This window comes from Pedobacter sp. UC225_61 (assembly GCF_044452285.1).
Taxonomy (GTDB): domain Bacteria; phylum Bacteroidota; class Bacteroidia; order Sphingobacteriales; family Sphingobacteriaceae; genus Pedobacter.
Window position 1 is genome coordinate 1,062,119 of sequence record NZ_JBIOAL010000001.1, and the last position, 15,982, is coordinate 1,078,100.

At 34.5% G+C, this 15,982-nt stretch carries 16 protein-coding genes; 12 read left to right on the forward strand and 4 right to left on the reverse strand.

Translation table 11 applies throughout. From position 1 onward, the window contains the following. Window positions 1-3: 3 nt before the first annotated feature. Window positions 4-720 (reverse strand): peptidylprolyl isomerase, encoded by a 717-nt coding sequence (locus ACHMWN_RS05140; RefSeq protein WP_397298268.1) that lies wholly within the window; start codon window positions 718-720, stop codon window positions 4-6. A 211-nt stretch (window positions 721-931) separates the two neighbouring features. Between ACHMWN_RS05140 and ACHMWN_RS05145 the strand changes: the two genes are divergently transcribed. The 8 genes from ACHMWN_RS05145 to ACHMWN_RS05180 all read left to right on the forward strand — a co-directional run bounded on the left by ACHMWN_RS05145 (window position 932) and on the right by ACHMWN_RS05180 (window position 6,300). After that, window positions 932-1,333, forward strand: a complete 402-nt coding sequence (locus tag ACHMWN_RS05145; RefSeq protein WP_397298270.1) for an HYC_CC_PP family protein — start codon at window positions 932-934, stop codon at window positions 1,331-1,333. Window positions 1,334-1,433: 100 nt separating this feature from the next. Then, complete coding sequence (locus ACHMWN_RS05150; protein ID WP_397298272.1) at window positions 1,434-1,967, forward strand: heavy-metal-associated domain-containing protein; 534 nt, start codon at window positions 1,434-1,436, stop codon at window positions 1,965-1,967. Between the two features lie 2 nt (window positions 1,968-1,969). After that, the gene (locus ACHMWN_RS05155; protein ID WP_397298274.1) at window positions 1,970-2,782 is read left to right on the forward strand and encodes a hypothetical protein; all 813 of its coding nucleotides are present in this window, start codon (window positions 1,970-1,972) and stop codon (window positions 2,780-2,782) included. Window positions 2,783-2,787: 5 nt separating this feature from the next. Then, complete coding sequence (locus ACHMWN_RS05160; protein ID WP_397298276.1) at window positions 2,788-3,294, forward strand: DUF3347 domain-containing protein; 507 nt, start codon at window positions 2,788-2,790, stop codon at window positions 3,292-3,294. Next, window positions 3,294-3,857, forward strand: coding sequence for an AraC family transcriptional regulator (locus ACHMWN_RS05165; RefSeq protein WP_397298278.1), 564 nt, complete (start codon window positions 3,294-3,296; stop codon window positions 3,855-3,857). Before ACHMWN_RS05160 ends, ACHMWN_RS05165 begins: the two co-directional genes overlap by 1 nt. 87 nt (window positions 3,858-3,944) lie before the next feature. After that, complete coding sequence (ygiD, locus tag ACHMWN_RS05170; RefSeq protein ID WP_397298280.1) at window positions 3,945-4,769, forward strand: 4,5-DOPA dioxygenase extradiol; 825 nt, start codon at window positions 3,945-3,947, stop codon at window positions 4,767-4,769. Window positions 4,770-4,865: 96 nt separating this feature from the next. Beyond that, complete coding sequence (locus tag ACHMWN_RS05175) at window positions 4,866-5,585, forward strand: heavy-metal-associated domain-containing protein (protein WP_397298281.1); 720 nt, start codon at window positions 4,866-4,868, stop codon at window positions 5,583-5,585. 88 nt (window positions 5,586-5,673) lie between these two features. Continuing rightward, window positions 5,674-6,300, forward strand: coding sequence for a DUF305 domain-containing protein (locus ACHMWN_RS05180; RefSeq protein WP_397298283.1), 627 nt, complete (start codon window positions 5,674-5,676; stop codon window positions 6,298-6,300). Window positions 6,301-6,351: 51 nt separating this feature from the next. On the opposite strand, the gene ACHMWN_RS05185 is transcribed toward ACHMWN_RS05180, so the two are convergent. Genes ACHMWN_RS05185 through ACHMWN_RS05195 form a run of 3 tightly spaced genes read right to left on the reverse strand, consistent with a single transcriptional unit; the run spans window position 6,352 to window position 8,747 of the window. Then, window positions 6,352-6,825 (reverse strand): DUF6265 family protein, encoded by a 474-nt coding sequence (locus ACHMWN_RS05185; protein ID WP_397298284.1) that lies wholly within the window; start codon window positions 6,823-6,825, stop codon window positions 6,352-6,354. Further along, a complete protein-coding gene (locus ACHMWN_RS05190; RefSeq protein ID WP_397298286.1) occupies window positions 6,822-7,346 on the reverse strand; it encodes a YfiT family bacillithiol transferase in 525 nt (174 codons plus the stop codon). The genes ACHMWN_RS05185 and ACHMWN_RS05190 overlap by 4 nt, the downstream gene beginning before the upstream one ends. 3 nt (window positions 7,347-7,349) lie before the next feature. Beyond that, window positions 7,350-8,747, reverse strand: coding sequence for an aldehyde dehydrogenase family protein (locus ACHMWN_RS05195; RefSeq protein WP_397298287.1), 1,398 nt, complete (start codon window positions 8,745-8,747; stop codon window positions 7,350-7,352). A gap of 115 nt (window positions 8,748-8,862) precedes the next feature. Between ACHMWN_RS05195 and ACHMWN_RS05200 the strand changes: the two genes are divergently transcribed. From ACHMWN_RS05200 to ACHMWN_RS05215, 4 genes are all read left to right on the forward strand, one after another. Then, window positions 8,863-10,065, forward strand: coding sequence for a hypothetical protein (locus ACHMWN_RS05200; RefSeq protein WP_397298289.1), 1,203 nt, complete (start codon window positions 8,863-8,865; stop codon window positions 10,063-10,065). A gap of 106 nt (window positions 10,066-10,171) precedes the next feature. Continuing rightward, window positions 10,172-11,815, forward strand: coding sequence for a M14 family metallopeptidase (locus ACHMWN_RS05205; RefSeq protein ID WP_397298291.1), 1,644 nt, complete (start codon window positions 10,172-10,174; stop codon window positions 11,813-11,815). A gap of 13 nt (window positions 11,816-11,828) precedes the next feature. Beyond that, window positions 11,829-13,562 carry a M14 family metallopeptidase gene (locus ACHMWN_RS05210; RefSeq protein ID WP_397298293.1) on the forward strand — a complete coding sequence of 578 codons (1,734 nt, stop codon included), beginning with the start codon at window positions 11,829-11,831 and terminating at the stop codon, window positions 13,560-13,562. Between the two features lie 47 nt (window positions 13,563-13,609). Further along, window positions 13,610-15,982, forward strand: a complete 2,373-nt coding sequence (locus ACHMWN_RS05215; RefSeq protein WP_397298294.1) for a prolyl oligopeptidase family serine peptidase — start codon at window positions 13,610-13,612, stop codon at window positions 15,980-15,982.

Below are 15,982 nucleotides of genomic sequence, written 5' to 3' on the forward strand. Positions count from 1 at the left end.
GTATTATGTGTTTTGTTTGACTGCATTTTTAGCCAATTCTTTTTCTAATTTTTTAGCTTCACGTTTGGTTAAAACGGTAACCGTCATTTTAATATCGTTTTTAGGTCGATTATTTTTATCGGTTGATTCTTCTGCAATTGCATCCACCATTTCTAATCCCTTTACCACTTCGCCATACACCGTATAATTGCGATCTAAATGTGGCGTGCCACCAATAGTTTTATAAATCTGGCGTTGCCATTCAGGAATTTTAAATTTCATGCGTTTAGTTTCAACGACATTCAATGAAGAGTCCGTCCAAACTTTTCCTTGTACAATATAAAATTGACAACTACTTGATGCTTTTAATGGATTAATATCATCACCTTCTCTAGCGGCAGCTAAAACTCCCTTTTTATGGAACAAACTGTCTCTAAATTCTGATGGAATAGTATACCCTAAGTCTCCATTTCCTAATAAAGAATCTGGCTTTGCATTTTTAGAATCAGGATCACCACCTTGAATCATAAAGGCTTTGATCACCCTGTGAAATAAAGTGCCGTTGTACGTGCCGTTTTTGGCTAATTTTAGGAAATTATCTCGATGCAAAGGCGTTTCATTATACAATTTAATGATGACTTCACCTTTTGAAGTGCTAATTTTAACGTATTGATTTTTAGGCTTTGCACCGAATGCTTGTATAAAGCAAAGGCTTAAAAAAAGGAATAGTATTTTTTTCATTGATTAAATTCTGTTTTTAATGCGATGAAGCTGTTGTGTGACTTAACATTTATTGTGGATTTTGAAATCATAACAGTTTCATATTCGGATGAATTTATGCTAAGTTATTTAAAAAAGTACAACAGCCTTATATCCGCTCTAAATTTTATTTACCAATTTTTAACAAACGTTAAAATATGATTTCAAAAATTTATGTATAGCTTTGCTTTTGATGAAGTTAAAGCAAAAACTTGCCCTCAGTCTTTGTACCTTTTACCTATTAAGCGTAATTGGTGTGGCATTGAGCATGCATTTTTGCGGAGGAAAACTTGCTTCAGTGTCTGTTTATACTGATAGAGCTGCATGTAAATATTGCAAATCAGAACCTAAAGACAAAAAGGACGACGGCTGTTGTAAAAACACCAAAGTTGATGTTAAGGTTAAAGATAGTCATCAGGCCGAAAACTCTTTTAAACTCCCTAAACTTTTTAGTTTAGAAATGTTTATCCCTACTAAATTTAGTGTGCTATTTAAACCATTTTTCCCAGCGTTTTTTAGCAAATTGGAAAACAAAGCTCCTCCAAGATCCACAAGTGTAGCCATACATGTGTTCAACTGCGTTTTCAGAAATTAGCCAATAAATAACTAAGTAATAGTTTTAATAGCTGTGCTTAACTGTATTCTTATTTCCCAAAAGGGGTATAATTAAATGTATTTATTTTAAAATTTCGATAATGAAAACGATCAAAATCACCATATTATTTTTGATATTTTTTGCCATAAAAGTATCCGCTCAACAAGTAGCTACCGTAGAAATGCAAGTAACAGGATTAACTTGTTCAATGTGTTCTCAGGCTACTGAAAAATCTTTACGCACTTTAGATTATGTGAGCAATGTTACACCAGATTTAAACAGAAATCTTTTTGTAATTACATTCAAAAAGGATAAAGCCGTAAGTTTTGATCAACTAAATAAAAAAGTGAAAGATGCTGGTTTTTCGGTTGGAAAACTGGAAGCTACAATGAGTTTTAATCAGGCAAAAATTGATGAAAATGGACAAACTATTATAAATGGTACTGTTTATCGTTTTACAAATGCAAAAGACAAAGTACTAAATGGACCAGTTAAAGTAAGTGTAATTGATAAAGGCTTTATATCAAACGCTGCTTTTAAACAGAAATCGGCAACAGTAAAATTCGATTCTTATACTAGCGGAACTGCGCTTGTAAATGGCAAGAAAACAAGAGTTTATCATTTAAGTATTTAAAAATGATAAAGAAAATAATTGCATTTGCGCTGATCATATTTAGCGCAAACCACTTTGTGCATGCACAAGAATTGTATGTGTTTACTGAGCCAGCTAGCAATATGCCATCTAAGTCTATTGGTATTCGATTAGCGAATGAAGGGTTTTTCAGTCCTGATTTTAGAAGTAGATCTGTTGGTGAAGTAATGATAGGATTAAATAAAAATTTAATGTTTCATGCACAAGGATTTCTTTCTGATATGGATGGCAAATATAGATTGGAAGGTGGTAGTTTCTATGCGAAATATAGATTTTTATCATCTGATGAAGCACAAAGCCATTTTCGCGGCGCCGCTTATGGAAGAATTAGCACAAGCAAAAGGCCAACCTATACAGAAGATATAAACTTTGAAGGCGATAATTCTGGCTGGCAAGGCGGGCTAATTTTTACACAGCTAATTCATAAATTAGCTTTATCTGCTACAATTGGCTATAGTCAGGCTTTTGAGAATAAAAGCAAACAATTAATTGGAATGCCCCAACCAGATAAAATGCTGAATTATAGTTTGTCTTCTGGCTATTTGGTTTTGCCTTTTGTCTATAAAAACTACAATCAACCAAATTTTAATGTTTATCTTGAAGTGTTAGGTAAAACAAATCCAGATAATGGAAATTCTTATTTAGATTTGGCCCCAGCAGTTCAATTAATACTAAATAGCAGAACCAGAATTGACTTGGGTTATCGCTTTCAAGCAGTAGGAAATCTACAAAACAGATACTTGAAAAATATGTATTTGGCCAAAGTAGAATTTAATTTTTTCAACATACTAAAATAAAAAAAATGAAAAAGACAGTTTTAATGATCATCATTATATGTGCTACTAGTTTATCTATAGTAAAAGCTCAAAATACAACTAGTAAAAAAGAGTTTAACAAAACTTTGCAAGCCTATTTCGACACTAAAAATGCTTTAGCAAAAGATAATGTTAGCTTAGCCAATACGAGTGCGAAAAGTCTAATCGCATCTTTGGCAACTTTTCCAGTTAAATCATTATCTACAGTACAGCAAACTATATGGAAAACCCAATCAGAGCAAATTAAAAAAGCCGCAAACGCGATTGTGTTACAAAAGGATTTGGCAGCACAACGCAAAAGTTTTTGGCCACTTTCATCAGCCATGTTGAAATTAACGCAAGAACTGAAACTAAATGCGACCGATGTATTTGTTCAGTATTGTCCTATGGCTAAAAAAAGTTGGTTAAATGAGGTTGAGGATGTTCAAAATCCATTTTATGGCAGCCAAATGTACGATTGCGGTGAAGTAACGGAAACTATCACAAAAAAATAATGAAACTGTATATCAAAAATATGGTATGCAACCGATGCAAAATGGTGGTTAAAACTGAGCTCGAAAAGCTTGGTTTTAATTCCATTTCTGTAAAGTTAGGCGAGGTAGAACTTGTACAAGAAAGTCTAGATGATTCTCAAAATGAAGCGATTAAAAAAGTAATAAGGAATTTTGGTTTCGAATTGTTGACAGATAAAAAGAAACAACTAACAGAACAAATTAAAACAACTATAATTGAGCTAGTTCATTATCAAAATGAACCTTTAAAAAGTAACCTTTCTGATTATTTGAGCAAAAAGCTTAACACAGAATACGCTTACCTAAGTGCAATTTTTTCTGAAGCAGAGCAAAATACGATTGAGAAATATTTTATCCAACAGAAGATTGAAAAAGTGAAAGAACTACTTACGTATGGTGAACAATCCCTGAGTGAAATTGCATTTCGTTTAAATTATAGTAGTGTAGCACATTTATCTGCTCAATTTAAAAAAATAAGCGGACAAACTCCCTCTCAATACAAACAAAGCCAGGATTTGAATCGTAAAACTTTAGACGAAATCTAATCAGTCTCATTTCTTATCTTACATCAACACTTAGAAATGGGTTAGTGTGTATTATTGCATAAGTAATTCATCAAAAGGATTTTAATTATGGAAACGCTAAATCAATTTAAGAATTTTACTGCGAACTTAAGTCAAACAGAATTGATGCCTGTACTTTTTATGGGGCATGGTTCTCCAATGAATGGTATTGAAGTAAATGAGTTTAGTGAAAAATGGGGAGAAATTGCTAAAAGTATTCCTGTTCCACTAGCAGTTCTAGTAGTTTCTGCACATTGGTTTACCAAAGGAACTCGAATTACAGCGATGAATTTTCCACCAACAATTCATGATTTTGGCGGATTTCCACAAGCACTTTTTGATGTACAATATCCTGCTCCAGGCAGTCCAAAATTAGCACAAGAAACGGCCGATTTAGTAAAATCTACTTCCATTATTTTAGATCACGATTGGGGATTAGATCATGGCGCTTGGTCGGTAATTAAACACATGTACCCAAATGCAAATATTCCTGTTTTACAACTCAGTATCGATTATACAAAAGATGCTCAATACCATTATGAATTAGCAATAGAATTATCCGCCTTGCGTAAAAAAGGGGTGTTGATTTTAAGTAGCGGAAACATGGTGCATAATTTAAGAATGATGAGCTGGGAAATGATAAACGGTGGCGGTTACGATTGGGCAATTGAAGCTAATGAAAAATTAAAAAATGCCATTCTGAACAAAAACCACCAATCGTTAATTAATTTTCAAACTATGGGTAGCGATGTACTATTGGGCATACCAACACCTGAGCATTATTTGCCTTTGATGTACACACTTGGTTTGCAAAATGAGAATGAAGAAGCGACTTTATTTAATGATAAAGCAGTTGGTGGCTCGCTAACCATGACGTCTGTAAAAATAGCCTAAATCAATCCATTTTCTTGTAATTATATAAATCATTTTGGTTAGGATATAACAATTGCGCAAACTCTCGCCGTAATTTTGTGTTATAAAATAATAACAATGAAACATACCTATCAAGTTACAGGAATGACCTGTTCTGGATGCGAAAATAATGTAAAAAGCAGTTTGCTTTTAGTGCCAGATATTATCGATGTCGAAGTTTCTAAAGACACAAATTCGGCAACAATAACCATGGAAAACCATGTTGCATTAAACAGCTTACAAAATGCTTTAGGTGGCAGAGATTCAAAATATCAAATTTCTGCACAAGCGCATAGCGAGGTTCTCGAAGAAACCAAATCATTTTTTGAAACCTATAAGCCTGTACTTTTACTTTTTGGCTATGTGGGCGTAATTTCTCTCATCGCAAGCTGGCAAAACGCAACTATAAATGGCATGTTGTTTATGCGATTTTTTATGGCTGGGTTTTTCCTTTCGTTTTCATTTTTTAAACTAATTAACCTAAAAGGATTTGCAGAAAGCTACGCGATGTATGATATTATTGGCAAAACCTTTAAACCATGGGGATATATTTATGCATTTATCGAATTAGCTTTAGGTCTTGCTTTTGCGCTTAATGTTAATCCTGTTCTAACCAATTCGATTACGTTAATTGTGATGACAATCAGCATAATTGGTGTATTACAAAGTGTTTTAAATAAGCGAAAAATACAATGCGCATGCCTAGGTGCAGTTTTCAATTTACCCATGAGCACCTTAACAATAATCGAAGATTTTTTGATGATTGCAATGAGTGCAACCATGCTAATTTTACTATAAAATGAAACCATCATGAGCAAACAACTCATAAACAATAATGAATATTGCTCATGATAGCTTCATCACCTTTAAAAACAATTATATACTGATGAAAACAATACTAATTACATTAACTGTTGCGGCAGTACTATTTTCAGCTTGTAATCAGGCAGAAAAAACCAAATCAAATAATCATTCTGCTATGAATCATACACCTATAAAAAATGAAATGATGCAGGCAATGGATGAAAGTATGATGGCTATGCACAAAGTGAAACAAACTGGAAATCCAGATTATGATTTTGCTTCAATGATGATACCGCATCACGAAGGAGCAATTGTAATGGCCAAAGCAATTGTGAATAATGGAAAATCTGCAGAATTAATCAGTTTTGCAAACAAAGTAATTGAGGCTCAAAAAAGGGAAATTACAATGCTCCAAGATTTCTTGAAAACAGCATCTCAAAAACCTTCAACTAATGTTGATAAATTTAAGGCCGCATTAGCTACGTCTATGAATCCAATGATGGATGCAATGAGCAAAGTAAAATTGACCAATAATATAGAAAATGATTTTGTAGCACTAATGATTCCTCATCATCAAAGTGCAGTTGATATGGCAAAAGCATATTTACCGTATTCCAATAATACTCATATTAAATTAATGGCTGAAGACATTATTAAAGCTCAAGAAAAAGAAATAAACTGGCTAAATACACAGATTAATAAATTTTAAGCAATAATTTTTTGTCACCAGAACGAAGAGGAGAATAGCTGAGAGTAATAGTTACATTTTCCGATGGTAACGAAACTCGGATTTGCTTTTTTTGCCATTTCGCTCCCCTTCTATCCAAGCTAATAATTCATTTTTACTCATATTTTGGTAAACAATTCGTTGCGGAAAATCATGCGTAGCATTTTCAAAAACTAATATATTATTCTCATTCGATATAAGTTTGAAACTCACAGTTTCGCCATTATTTTGCCCACTAACATTTGAGCAGTAGTAAAAATCACTATCAATTTTTTTGATGAGTAAGGTTTCCATCAAACTGCTATCACCATTTAAAGCGTGACGGTAACTTTTGCCGCTTAAACTTTCTTTGTTTTGCGTCCAACTTTCGGTGATTTTCCCTTTTGCAGTTTTCATTTCCCAATTGCCTAACATAAAATAGAACTGTTTTAACGTGCTGTATTTTTGCGCATTAGCAGGTAAATGAAATGCTATTCCAATAAGAAATATCACTAAATATTTTTTCATTTTAAAGCCGATTGAATATGAGCTAAATGATGTTTACCATGCCATGCATAATTACCAAGCAAATAACCTAAAGTAAATTCTTTTTCTGCCTCTGGATGAAAATAAGTTCTCTCAAAATCACTTGATTTAAGCGTTCGAAGTAAAACTACTAATCGCTCATGAATGGCCTTTAAAATAGCAATAGAAAGTTGGATATCACCAGTTTTTCCATCAGGTAACTCTGCCCATTTATCTTCAAAATACGGGCGAATAGTTGGGCATTCTTCCGTTAAAGTTAGATGAACACGAGTGTATGCATTAATGTGACTGTCTGCTAAATGATGAATTACTTGTCTAACGGTCCAGCCATCTGGGCGATAAGGAATTTCTAAATCAGCTTCGCTTAATGAAGAAGTAATTTTTGCAATTTCCTGAGGGAAATTCGCCAAATCATCAATCCATAATTGAACTTGATCGGTATCAATATTTACTGGAGGAGTATACTTCCCGATGGGATATTTTAATTTTTCTAGTTCTTGCATACATTACATAATTCTCTTTAGTAGTTTCAATACCCATTCTTTACCAATATACGGCGGATAAATCATGCTACTAAGATCTAATCTCGATTGGAAAACCACTGCTCTTTCATGAGAGAAATTTTTGAAACCAAAAAATCCATGGCAACTTCCAATCCCACTCCCATTTACACCACCAAAAGGCAATTTAGGATTAGAAATATGAATTAAAACATCATTTACACAAGTACCACCTGCACTTGTATTTTTAATAATGTGTTTAATATTTTTCTGGTTTTTGCTAAAGATGTATAATGCCAACGCTTTACTTTTAGAGTTGATTTGATCAATTACCTCCTCCAAGTTTTTGTAAGAAATAATAGGCAAAACAGGTCCAAATATTTCTTCTTCCATTACTTTTGCACCTTCAGGTATTTTACTTAATAACACTGGGTAAATGGTTTGGTTAGATTCATCAAAAGTTCCACCTAAATCTATTCTAGCACCTCTTTCTACGGCTTCATCTATTAAAGTTTTTAATCTTTTATAGTGTTTTGGACTAATTATTTTACCATAAACCTTAGTGTCTAGTTTATCCGTTTTGAAATACATTTTGTTTACAGCTGCTTTATACAAACCAATAAATTCATCGAGCTGTTGCTCGTGTACAAAAACATAATCTGGCGCAATACATGTTTGTCCAGCATTAACTAACTTACCCCATGCAATTTTTTCTGCTGCTTTTACCAAGTCAACATCTTTATCAACTATTGTTGGAGATTTTCCACCAAGTTCTAACGTTACGGAAGTCAAGTTTTTAGCGGCAGCCTCCATTACTATTTTCCCAACTTCAGTACTTCCAGTAAAAAAGATATGATCGAAAGGTAATTTTAACAACAATGTAGAAAGACTAGCATTTCCTTCGAAGCAAGCTACTTCTTGTTCCTCAAAGGCTTCAGCAATAATTTTACTAATTACTTTGCTAGTTGCTGGACTAAGTTCTGAAGGTTTAACTATTGCACAATTCCCAGCGGCAATTGCAGAAATTAATGGACTCATGACTAACTGAAAGGGATAATTCCAGGGCGCAATAATTAAGCAAACTCCTTTTGGTTCATAATATATCCTGTTTTTAGAAAATGGGCTAGTCAATGTAGTGCCAACATGCTTGGGGAACATCCAACCCTTTAAATTTTTGATGGCGAAATCAAGTTCTCCGTAAATAAAAAACAGTTCGGTAATAGAACTCTCAAAAACACTTTTACGCAAATCACTGTTTAAAGCTTTATAGAGTGCGCCTTCATATTTTTTTATAGCGTCTTTTAACGTCTTTAGTTTAACTATTCGTTGTGCAGCATTATTTTTTCTAAGCGTATATTTGTATGCTTGTTGAGTTTTAAAAACCACGTCAGTCTTTTGTTCCATATAATTGAGCACTAATGGGTTTGTGAATTGTTAAATATAGTTAAATGGCAATAAAATTCATCAAAAACACATCCAATTAAAGCATATTGCGTATATAATCTTATAACACTATAAAATGAGAAAAAATTTATTTTTTGCTTTGATCTTAATGGTCTTCTTTGATTATGCAAACGCACAAACATTGAAACCCGGAGTATTGGTAATTGGAAATGGAAATGCGGCAGTTGCTGCAGGTCTTCAATCAGCTATTTCTGGGGTAAAAACTACAATTTTATTACAAGCGGGCGGGTTTGATATTTCACCAATTGAAAATGATTTAAATTCGGGAATACAAGCTACATTTTTAAAAAAGTACAATGCTTTTCTGAATAAAAATGGAGAAAAATATGTAACAGGTTTCGACAAGCAAGTAGCCAACAATGTATTAACCATTTGGGCAGATAGCACTAAAAATTTAACGATTATTAGAAACGTGATGTGGGTTAAAGCAGAACGTTCTGGAAACAATTGGAATTTTAAATTAAGCGATGGAAGTACAATAAAACCTAAAGTATTCATTAATCTGGCAGATGCGAAATTGAACGAGGCTTTAAAAATCACTGTAAGATCAACACAAAACTGGGCAAAATTAGACTATGGCTCGACACTTTACAGAACAAGCGTAGCGGCAGGAAAATCAGCTAATGGAACAAATGCCAATTTCTTTTCATTATATAATTTCTTTATTCCTCAACAGGAAAATTTAGTGTGGATAAACGACCCAAATAGTATGTTACTTGGTCAAGCCGCAGGAGCAACCGCTGCCTACTCTGCTTTTTACGATACTAAAACCTCACTTTCTAATTTGAAGAAAATTCAAGGGGAATTAATTAACTATAAGTTAAATTTAATACCCTTTGCCGATATCAAAACAGCAGACACCAATTGGAAAGCGATTCAGTTTGTTGGCGTTACAGGGATATTGAAAGCAGATATTAATGGAGCAATAGCTAATTTTTCTCCAGATAAATTGGTAACTACCGAAGAAATTAAACAACCGTTTAAAGATTTCTATTATAAAGCTCAAATTTGGTTTGATGATTATAAATCGCCACAAATGACAATTGGGTCTGCTATAGATATGGTCTGTTATGTTGGAAATAAATCGTTAGAAGATACAAAAAGAGGCCTCGAAAAAAAATGGAAAACGACGTACCAATTTAAAACGGAATTAGACTTAAAGAGACAGATAAATCGTAGAGAATTCGCCGTTTTATTGCAAGATTATATGCCTCCATTTAATGTAAATATAGACCAGAACGGTAAAGTAGTTCGGTAAGCTTGTTTTTATCGTTTTATGGATGTGTAACATTTATAAAATCTTGTAATGCTTTAGATTATGTAACTGCTTTTTTATATAAATTGCAAGCATAACCTAAACAAATATGAAGAAACTTTACCTTTTTAACTTGGTTTTTCTGCTATTGCTATGCAATGTCTTCGCACAGAATCAGCAGGATTATAGTAACAATGCTCGTTTAGCTCAGAGAGTTAAAGCGCTTGCAGAAAAATACCCACAATGGGTTAAAACCAAATCTTTAACGCAAACGGTAGGTAGCAAAGACATCTGGATGTTGACCATCGGATCTGGTAAAACAGAACAAAAACCAGCTATTGCTGTAGTTGGAGGAGTAGAAGGAAAACATCTTTTAGGTGTTGAAATGGCTATCGGCTTTGCTGAAAAATTAATGGCATCTTCTACTATAGATAGCATTAAAAGTGTGTTGAATAAACAAACGTTTTATGTGTTTCCGAATATGAGTCCAGATGCAACTGAGCAATATTTCGCTAAAGTAAAATCAGAACGTAGTGGAAATGCAACTAAAACAGATGACGATAGGGACGGCAAAGTAAATGAAGATGATGTAGACGACCTGGATGGAAATGGAAAAATTACTTGGATGCGCATTCTTGATCCGACAGGAAAATATAAAATAAACTCGGATGATCCTCGCTCTTTATTGCTAGCTGATGCCACGAAAGGTGAAACAGGAAAATATATTTTATTGCCAGAAGGAATAGATAACGATAAGGACGGCGATTTTAACGAAGATGGCGATGGCGGAATCCATTTTAATAAAAATTCAAGTTATAATTTTAAAGGATTTATTGCAGGCGCTGGAGACTATGCAGTTTCGGAAAAAGAAAACAGAGCGCTTTTTGATTTCTTGTTCGATGCATTTAACGTGTATGCTGTAGTTACTTTTGGCCCGACAAATAACTTATCTGCACCAGTTACTTTTAATCCAGCAGCAATTTCTAAACGTGTAATCACAGGTTGGTTTGATAGCGATGCAAAATCAAATGCGCTAGTTTCCGAACGTTATAATAAAATTACCAAAACAAAAGATGCACCAAAAACGCAAGCAGAAAGTGGTGATTTCTCACAATGGGCATATTTCCATTATGGACGTTTAAGCTTTAGCACTCCAGGATGGTGGGTTCCTAAAACTACACCAGATTCGTCTAGAAAAGAAAAGAAATTTACGAACGAAGACGCAACAGCATCTTACTTACGCTGGGCGGCTAGTCAAGGGATTACTGATACATTTACCCCTTGGAAAGCAGTTTCTCATCCAGATTTTCCTGGTCAAACGGTAGAAGTTGGAGGTGTTGATCCTTTTGTATTGATTAATCCTCCGTATAAAATGGTGGATGGAATTGTAGGAAAACACACAGACTTTATTGTAGGATTAGCGGCAATGGCTCCACAAATAGATGTGGTAAATGTAAAGACTGAAAAAGTTTCCGATGGACTAACTCGTGTTACTTTAAGTGTTTTAAATACTGGTGATTTACCAACTTATACTAAAATTGGCGACCGCAGTTATTTCTTAAAAAAGATTACTGTAAAAGTTAACCTCAACGCAAATCAAAACGTAGTTAGTGGTCGAAAAACCCAATCGTTAGAAGGTATTCAAGGTAAGGAGTATAAAGAATTAACATGGTTGATAAAAGGTAGCGGTAAAATAACTATCGATGCTGGCAGCCCAACCACAGGAAGTAAATCTATTGAGGTAACACTATAAATCAGACAAGACAATGAGAATCAAACATACTATTCTTCTGGCTGTACTAATTTTGTGTGCCGGAATTTTAAAAGCTCAAAAACCAGAAAATTTGCTGGCAGCAGTTGGAACGCCACCAAATCCTAAAATGCAAATTAGTTGGAACCGTTACAACGATCACACGGCAATTACAGAAATTTGCAAGAAACTAGCTGCGGCTCATCCAAACTTGGTTAAACTCGAGTTTATGGGAAAATCTTTTCAAGGCAAAGAGCTTTGGGTAATGACTATAACCGATACAAAAGTTGGAAGTGCAGATAAAAAACCAGCGATGTACATTGATGGAAATATCCACTCTAACGAAATACAAGGAAGCGAATTTGCCTTATATACAGCATGGTATTTAGCAGAAATGTACAATGCTGGCAATAAGGAAATCCAGTCTTTATTGGCAGATAAAACTTTTTATATCGCACCAACAATTAACCCCGATGCTAGGGATAATTTTATTCATCAAGCAAATACAGCACACTCTCCTCGTACTGGATTAATTCCAATTGATAACGATAGAGATGGAGCAACAAATGAAGATGGTTTTGATGATTTAGATGGCGACGGAAACATTGTAATGATGCGCCGTAAAAGTGCAACTGGTCGTTACAAAGTTGACCCAACAGATTCCAGGCGAATGATTATGGTAGGGAATGATGAAAAGGGAGAATATGAATTATTAGGATCGGAAGGAATTGATAATGATAGCGATGGTTTCGTAAATGAAGATGGTGAAGGTGCTTATGATCCTAACCGCGATTGGGGATGGAACTGGCAGCCAAATTATATTCAAGGCGGTGCGTATAAATACCCTTTCTCTATACCAGAAAACAGAGCGATTTTAGATTTTGTAATGAAACATCCGAATATCGCGGCAGCACAATCTTACCATAACAATGGCGGAATGATTTTAAGAGGTCCAGGTGCTTTAGAAGATTTAGATACCTACAACGCACAAGATGTTAGAGTGTACGATGCATTAGGTAAAAAGGGAGAAGAAATGCTTCCAGGATATAAATATTTGGTGGTTTATAAAGATTTGTATTCTGTTTTTGGTGGAGAATTAGATTGGTTTTATGGAGGTAGAGGGATTTATACATTCTCAAACGAATTATGGACAGGTTATTCGATGTATAACAAGACAGATGGAGAAGACAGCCAAACACAGATTTATACTTTTGATAAAGATCTGTTGATGAAAGATGCGTTTGTAGATTGGCATCCTTACAAACATCCAACGTATGGTGATATTGAAATTGGAGGATTTAAGAAAACATATACGCGTTTACACCCTGGTTTTTTACTAGAAAGTGATGCGCATAGAAACATGGCTTTCAGTATTTATCATGCTTACAATACGCCAAAATTAAACGTTGGAGAAATTGAAGTAAAAGAAATTGGTGGTGGATTAACACAAGTAACGGCAGTCGTAACGAACGATAGAATGATCCCAACACACTCTAGTCAAGATGTGAAAAATAACATCGAAACACCAGACATCATCTCTTTAGCTGGTGGAAATGTAGTTGCAGGAATGGTGGTAAATAACCGTGATATGAATTTTACAACAGAACAAAAAATGGATCCGGCGAATATCAAAGTAAGCAACATTGCTGGTAATTCTTTTGTAACTGTTCGCTGGTTGGTAAAAGGTGGAGGTAAATTTACTGTGAATGTAAGCAGTAAAAAAGGCGGTTTCGCAAGTAAATCAAACTAATCGAATTTGTCATCCTGAGCGTAGCGAAGGATCTATTAACAATAATCATGAAAAAATACTTAGTTCTCTTTTTGCTTTTAGCGGGCGTAGCACAAGCACAGCAGCTTGCTCCTTTAACAGTTCAAAAAATAATGCGTGACCCAAAATGGATGGGTGTTTCTCCAACAAATTACCGTTGGTCTGAAGATAGTAAAACTGTTTTCTTTACTTGGAATCCTGAAAATAAGGAAAAAGATCAGGCGTATAAAGTAAGTGTTTTAACTAATAAAACTGAAATTGCAGCAGATAATGAAGCGACAAAAGCTGCGGGAAATAATTATACGTACAATAAAGACAAATCTTTAGCCTTGTATGAAAAAGGCGGGGATATCTACATTTACAATTTTAAAAGCAAAAAGGAATCCAGATTAACCAACACAGTTGATCGTGAAAATGGCGCTTATTTTTTATACAATAATGATGTCGTTTTTCAGCGTGGTGATAATTTATTTCAATTGAATTTACAAACTAACGAGTTAAAACAATTAACAAACTTTGTAAAAGGCAAAAGACCAGCTATTCCAGAAAGAGCTACATCATCTTTACAAGATACTTGGTTAAAAACTGAGCAAACAGAGCTTTTCGATATCATTAAAAAACGTAATAAAACAGGAGGAAGGGCTCAAGGTTTTGCAGGACGTGGTCGTTTTGGCGCTTTCGATGCTAATCAGAAAGCAATTAAACCTATCTACCTTGAAGACAAATTTTTATCGGGTTTGGTAGTTAGCCCAGATGGAAGATTTGTGAGTTATCGTTTAACTACACCAGTAACTACAAATCACAATACTATAGTCCCTAATTATGTTACCTCATCGGGTTATACAGAAGATATTCAAGGGCGTACTAAAGTTGGAGAGAACTTAACCCTATCTGAAAGCTTTTTATACGATGGAGAAAAAGATAGTGTTTATACAATTAAAACAACTCAAATTACAGGTATAAAAGATTTGCCAGATTATGTAAAAGATTATCCTAAACAATTAGAAGAACGAACTCAGAAAAATGAAGACCGTAAGGTAAATCTAGGGAGTCCTGAATGGAATGAGAATGGAACTACAGCTATTATTACTGCTGATGCACAAGACAATAAAGATTTATGGATTTTAAAACTAGATGCTACAACAGGTAATGTAACTGTATTAGATCGTCAACGTGATGAGGCATGGATTGGTGGCCCTGGAGTTGGTAGAGGTATAGAATGGATCGATAATAATCGTTTTTATTTCCAAAGCGAAGCAACGGGTTATTCGCATATTTATGTTTTCAATGTTGCAACAAACGAGAAAAAGCAAATCACCTCTGGCAAATGGGAAGTACAAAGAGCACAATTATCAAAAGATAAAACTACTTTTTACATCACTGCAAATAAAGAACATCCTGGCATTACACATTTCTATAAAATTAGTGTAAATGGCGGGGAATTAGTTCAGATCACTTCGATGAAAGGTGGTAATGAAATCACTTTATCTCCAGATGAAAAGTGGTTGGCTATCAATTATTCGTATATGGATAAACCGTGGGAACTGTATGTCCAAGCGAACAAGCCAGGTGCAAAAGCCGTTCAAATTACAAAATCTACTACTGCAGAGTTTGATAGTTACAAATGGCGTCAACCAGATTTAGTTTCATTTAAAAATCGTTATGGAGATGATGTGTACGCAAGAGTTTATCCAACAACAAATCCTCATCCAAATAAGCCTGCAGTAGTATTTGTACATGGTGCTGGTTATTTACAAAATGTTCATTACTGGTGGAGTCAATATTTTAGAGAATACATGTTCAATAATTTACTGGCAGATAATGGGTATACGGTTATTGATATTGATTACACAGCAAGCTCTGGATACGGAAGAAATCACCGCACAGGAATTTATAGAGATATGGGTGGGAAGGATTTAACGGATCAAGTAGATGGTGTTAAAATGTTAGTAGAGAAGTATGGTGTTAACCCTAAACATGTAGGCTTGTATGGCGGCTCTTACGGTGGTTTTATCACCTTAATGGGGCTTTTTAAAGAGCCAGAAGTATTTGCTGCTGGTGGAGCTTTACGTTCGGTAACAGACTGGGCGCATTATAACCATGGTTATACCGCAAATATTTTAAATGAACCTTTTAATGATCCAATTGCTTATAAACGTAGCTCGCCAATTTATTATGCCGATAAATTAAAAGGAAACTTGTTAATGCTACACGGTATGGTTGATGAGAATGTACACTTCCAAGACATTGTAAGATTGACTCAGCGTTTTATAGAACTTGGTAAAGACAATTGGGAGCTTGCTGTTTACCCAGTAGAAGACCATGGCTTTGTAGAACCAAGCAGCTGGACAGATGAGTACAAGCGCATTTTTAAATTGTTTGAAACTACGCTGAAGAAATAG

Coding starts and splice junctions, on each gene's coding strand:
- ACHMWN_RS05195 (WP_397298287.1), bottom strand. CDS start 8,747: ATGGAACAAAAGACTGACGTGGTTTTTAAAACTCAACAAGCATACAAA.
- ACHMWN_RS05145 (WP_397298270.1), top strand. CDS start 932: ATGAAGTTAAAGCAAAAACTTGCCCTCAGTCTTTGTACCTTTTACCTA.
- ACHMWN_RS05180 (WP_397298283.1), top strand. CDS start 5,674: ATGAAAACAATACTAATTACATTAACTGTTGCGGCAGTACTATTTTCA.
- ACHMWN_RS05175 (WP_397298281.1), top strand. CDS start 4,866: ATGAAACATACCTATCAAGTTACAGGAATGACCTGTTCTGGATGCGAA.
- ACHMWN_RS05140 (WP_397298268.1), bottom strand. CDS start 720: ATGAAAAAAATACTATTCCTTTTTTTAAGCCTTTGCTTTATACAAGCA.
- ACHMWN_RS05185 (WP_397298284.1), bottom strand. CDS start 6,825: ATGAAAAAATATTTAGTGATATTTCTTATTGGAATAGCATTTCATTTA.
- ACHMWN_RS05205 (WP_397298291.1), top strand. CDS start 10,172: ATGAAGAAACTTTACCTTTTTAACTTGGTTTTTCTGCTATTGCTATGC.
- ACHMWN_RS05210 (WP_397298293.1), top strand. CDS start 11,829: ATGAGAATCAAACATACTATTCTTCTGGCTGTACTAATTTTGTGTGCC.
- ACHMWN_RS05160 (WP_397298276.1), top strand. CDS start 2,788: ATGAAAAAGACAGTTTTAATGATCATCATTATATGTGCTACTAGTTTA.
- ACHMWN_RS05150 (WP_397298272.1), top strand. CDS start 1,434: ATGAAAACGATCAAAATCACCATATTATTTTTGATATTTTTTGCCATA.
- ACHMWN_RS05155 (WP_397298274.1), top strand. CDS start 1,970: ATGATAAAGAAAATAATTGCATTTGCGCTGATCATATTTAGCGCAAAC.
- ygiD (WP_397298280.1), top strand. CDS start 3,945: ATGGAAACGCTAAATCAATTTAAGAATTTTACTGCGAACTTAAGTCAA.
- ACHMWN_RS05165 (WP_397298278.1), top strand. CDS start 3,294: ATGAAACTGTATATCAAAAATATGGTATGCAACCGATGCAAAATGGTG.
- ACHMWN_RS05215 (WP_397298294.1), top strand. CDS start 13,610: ATGAAAAAATACTTAGTTCTCTTTTTGCTTTTAGCGGGCGTAGCACAA.
- ACHMWN_RS05190 (WP_397298286.1), bottom strand. CDS start 7,346: ATGCAAGAACTAGAAAAATTAAAATATCCCATCGGGAAGTATACTCCT.
- ACHMWN_RS05200 (WP_397298289.1), top strand. CDS start 8,863: ATGAGAAAAAATTTATTTTTTGCTTTGATCTTAATGGTCTTCTTTGAT.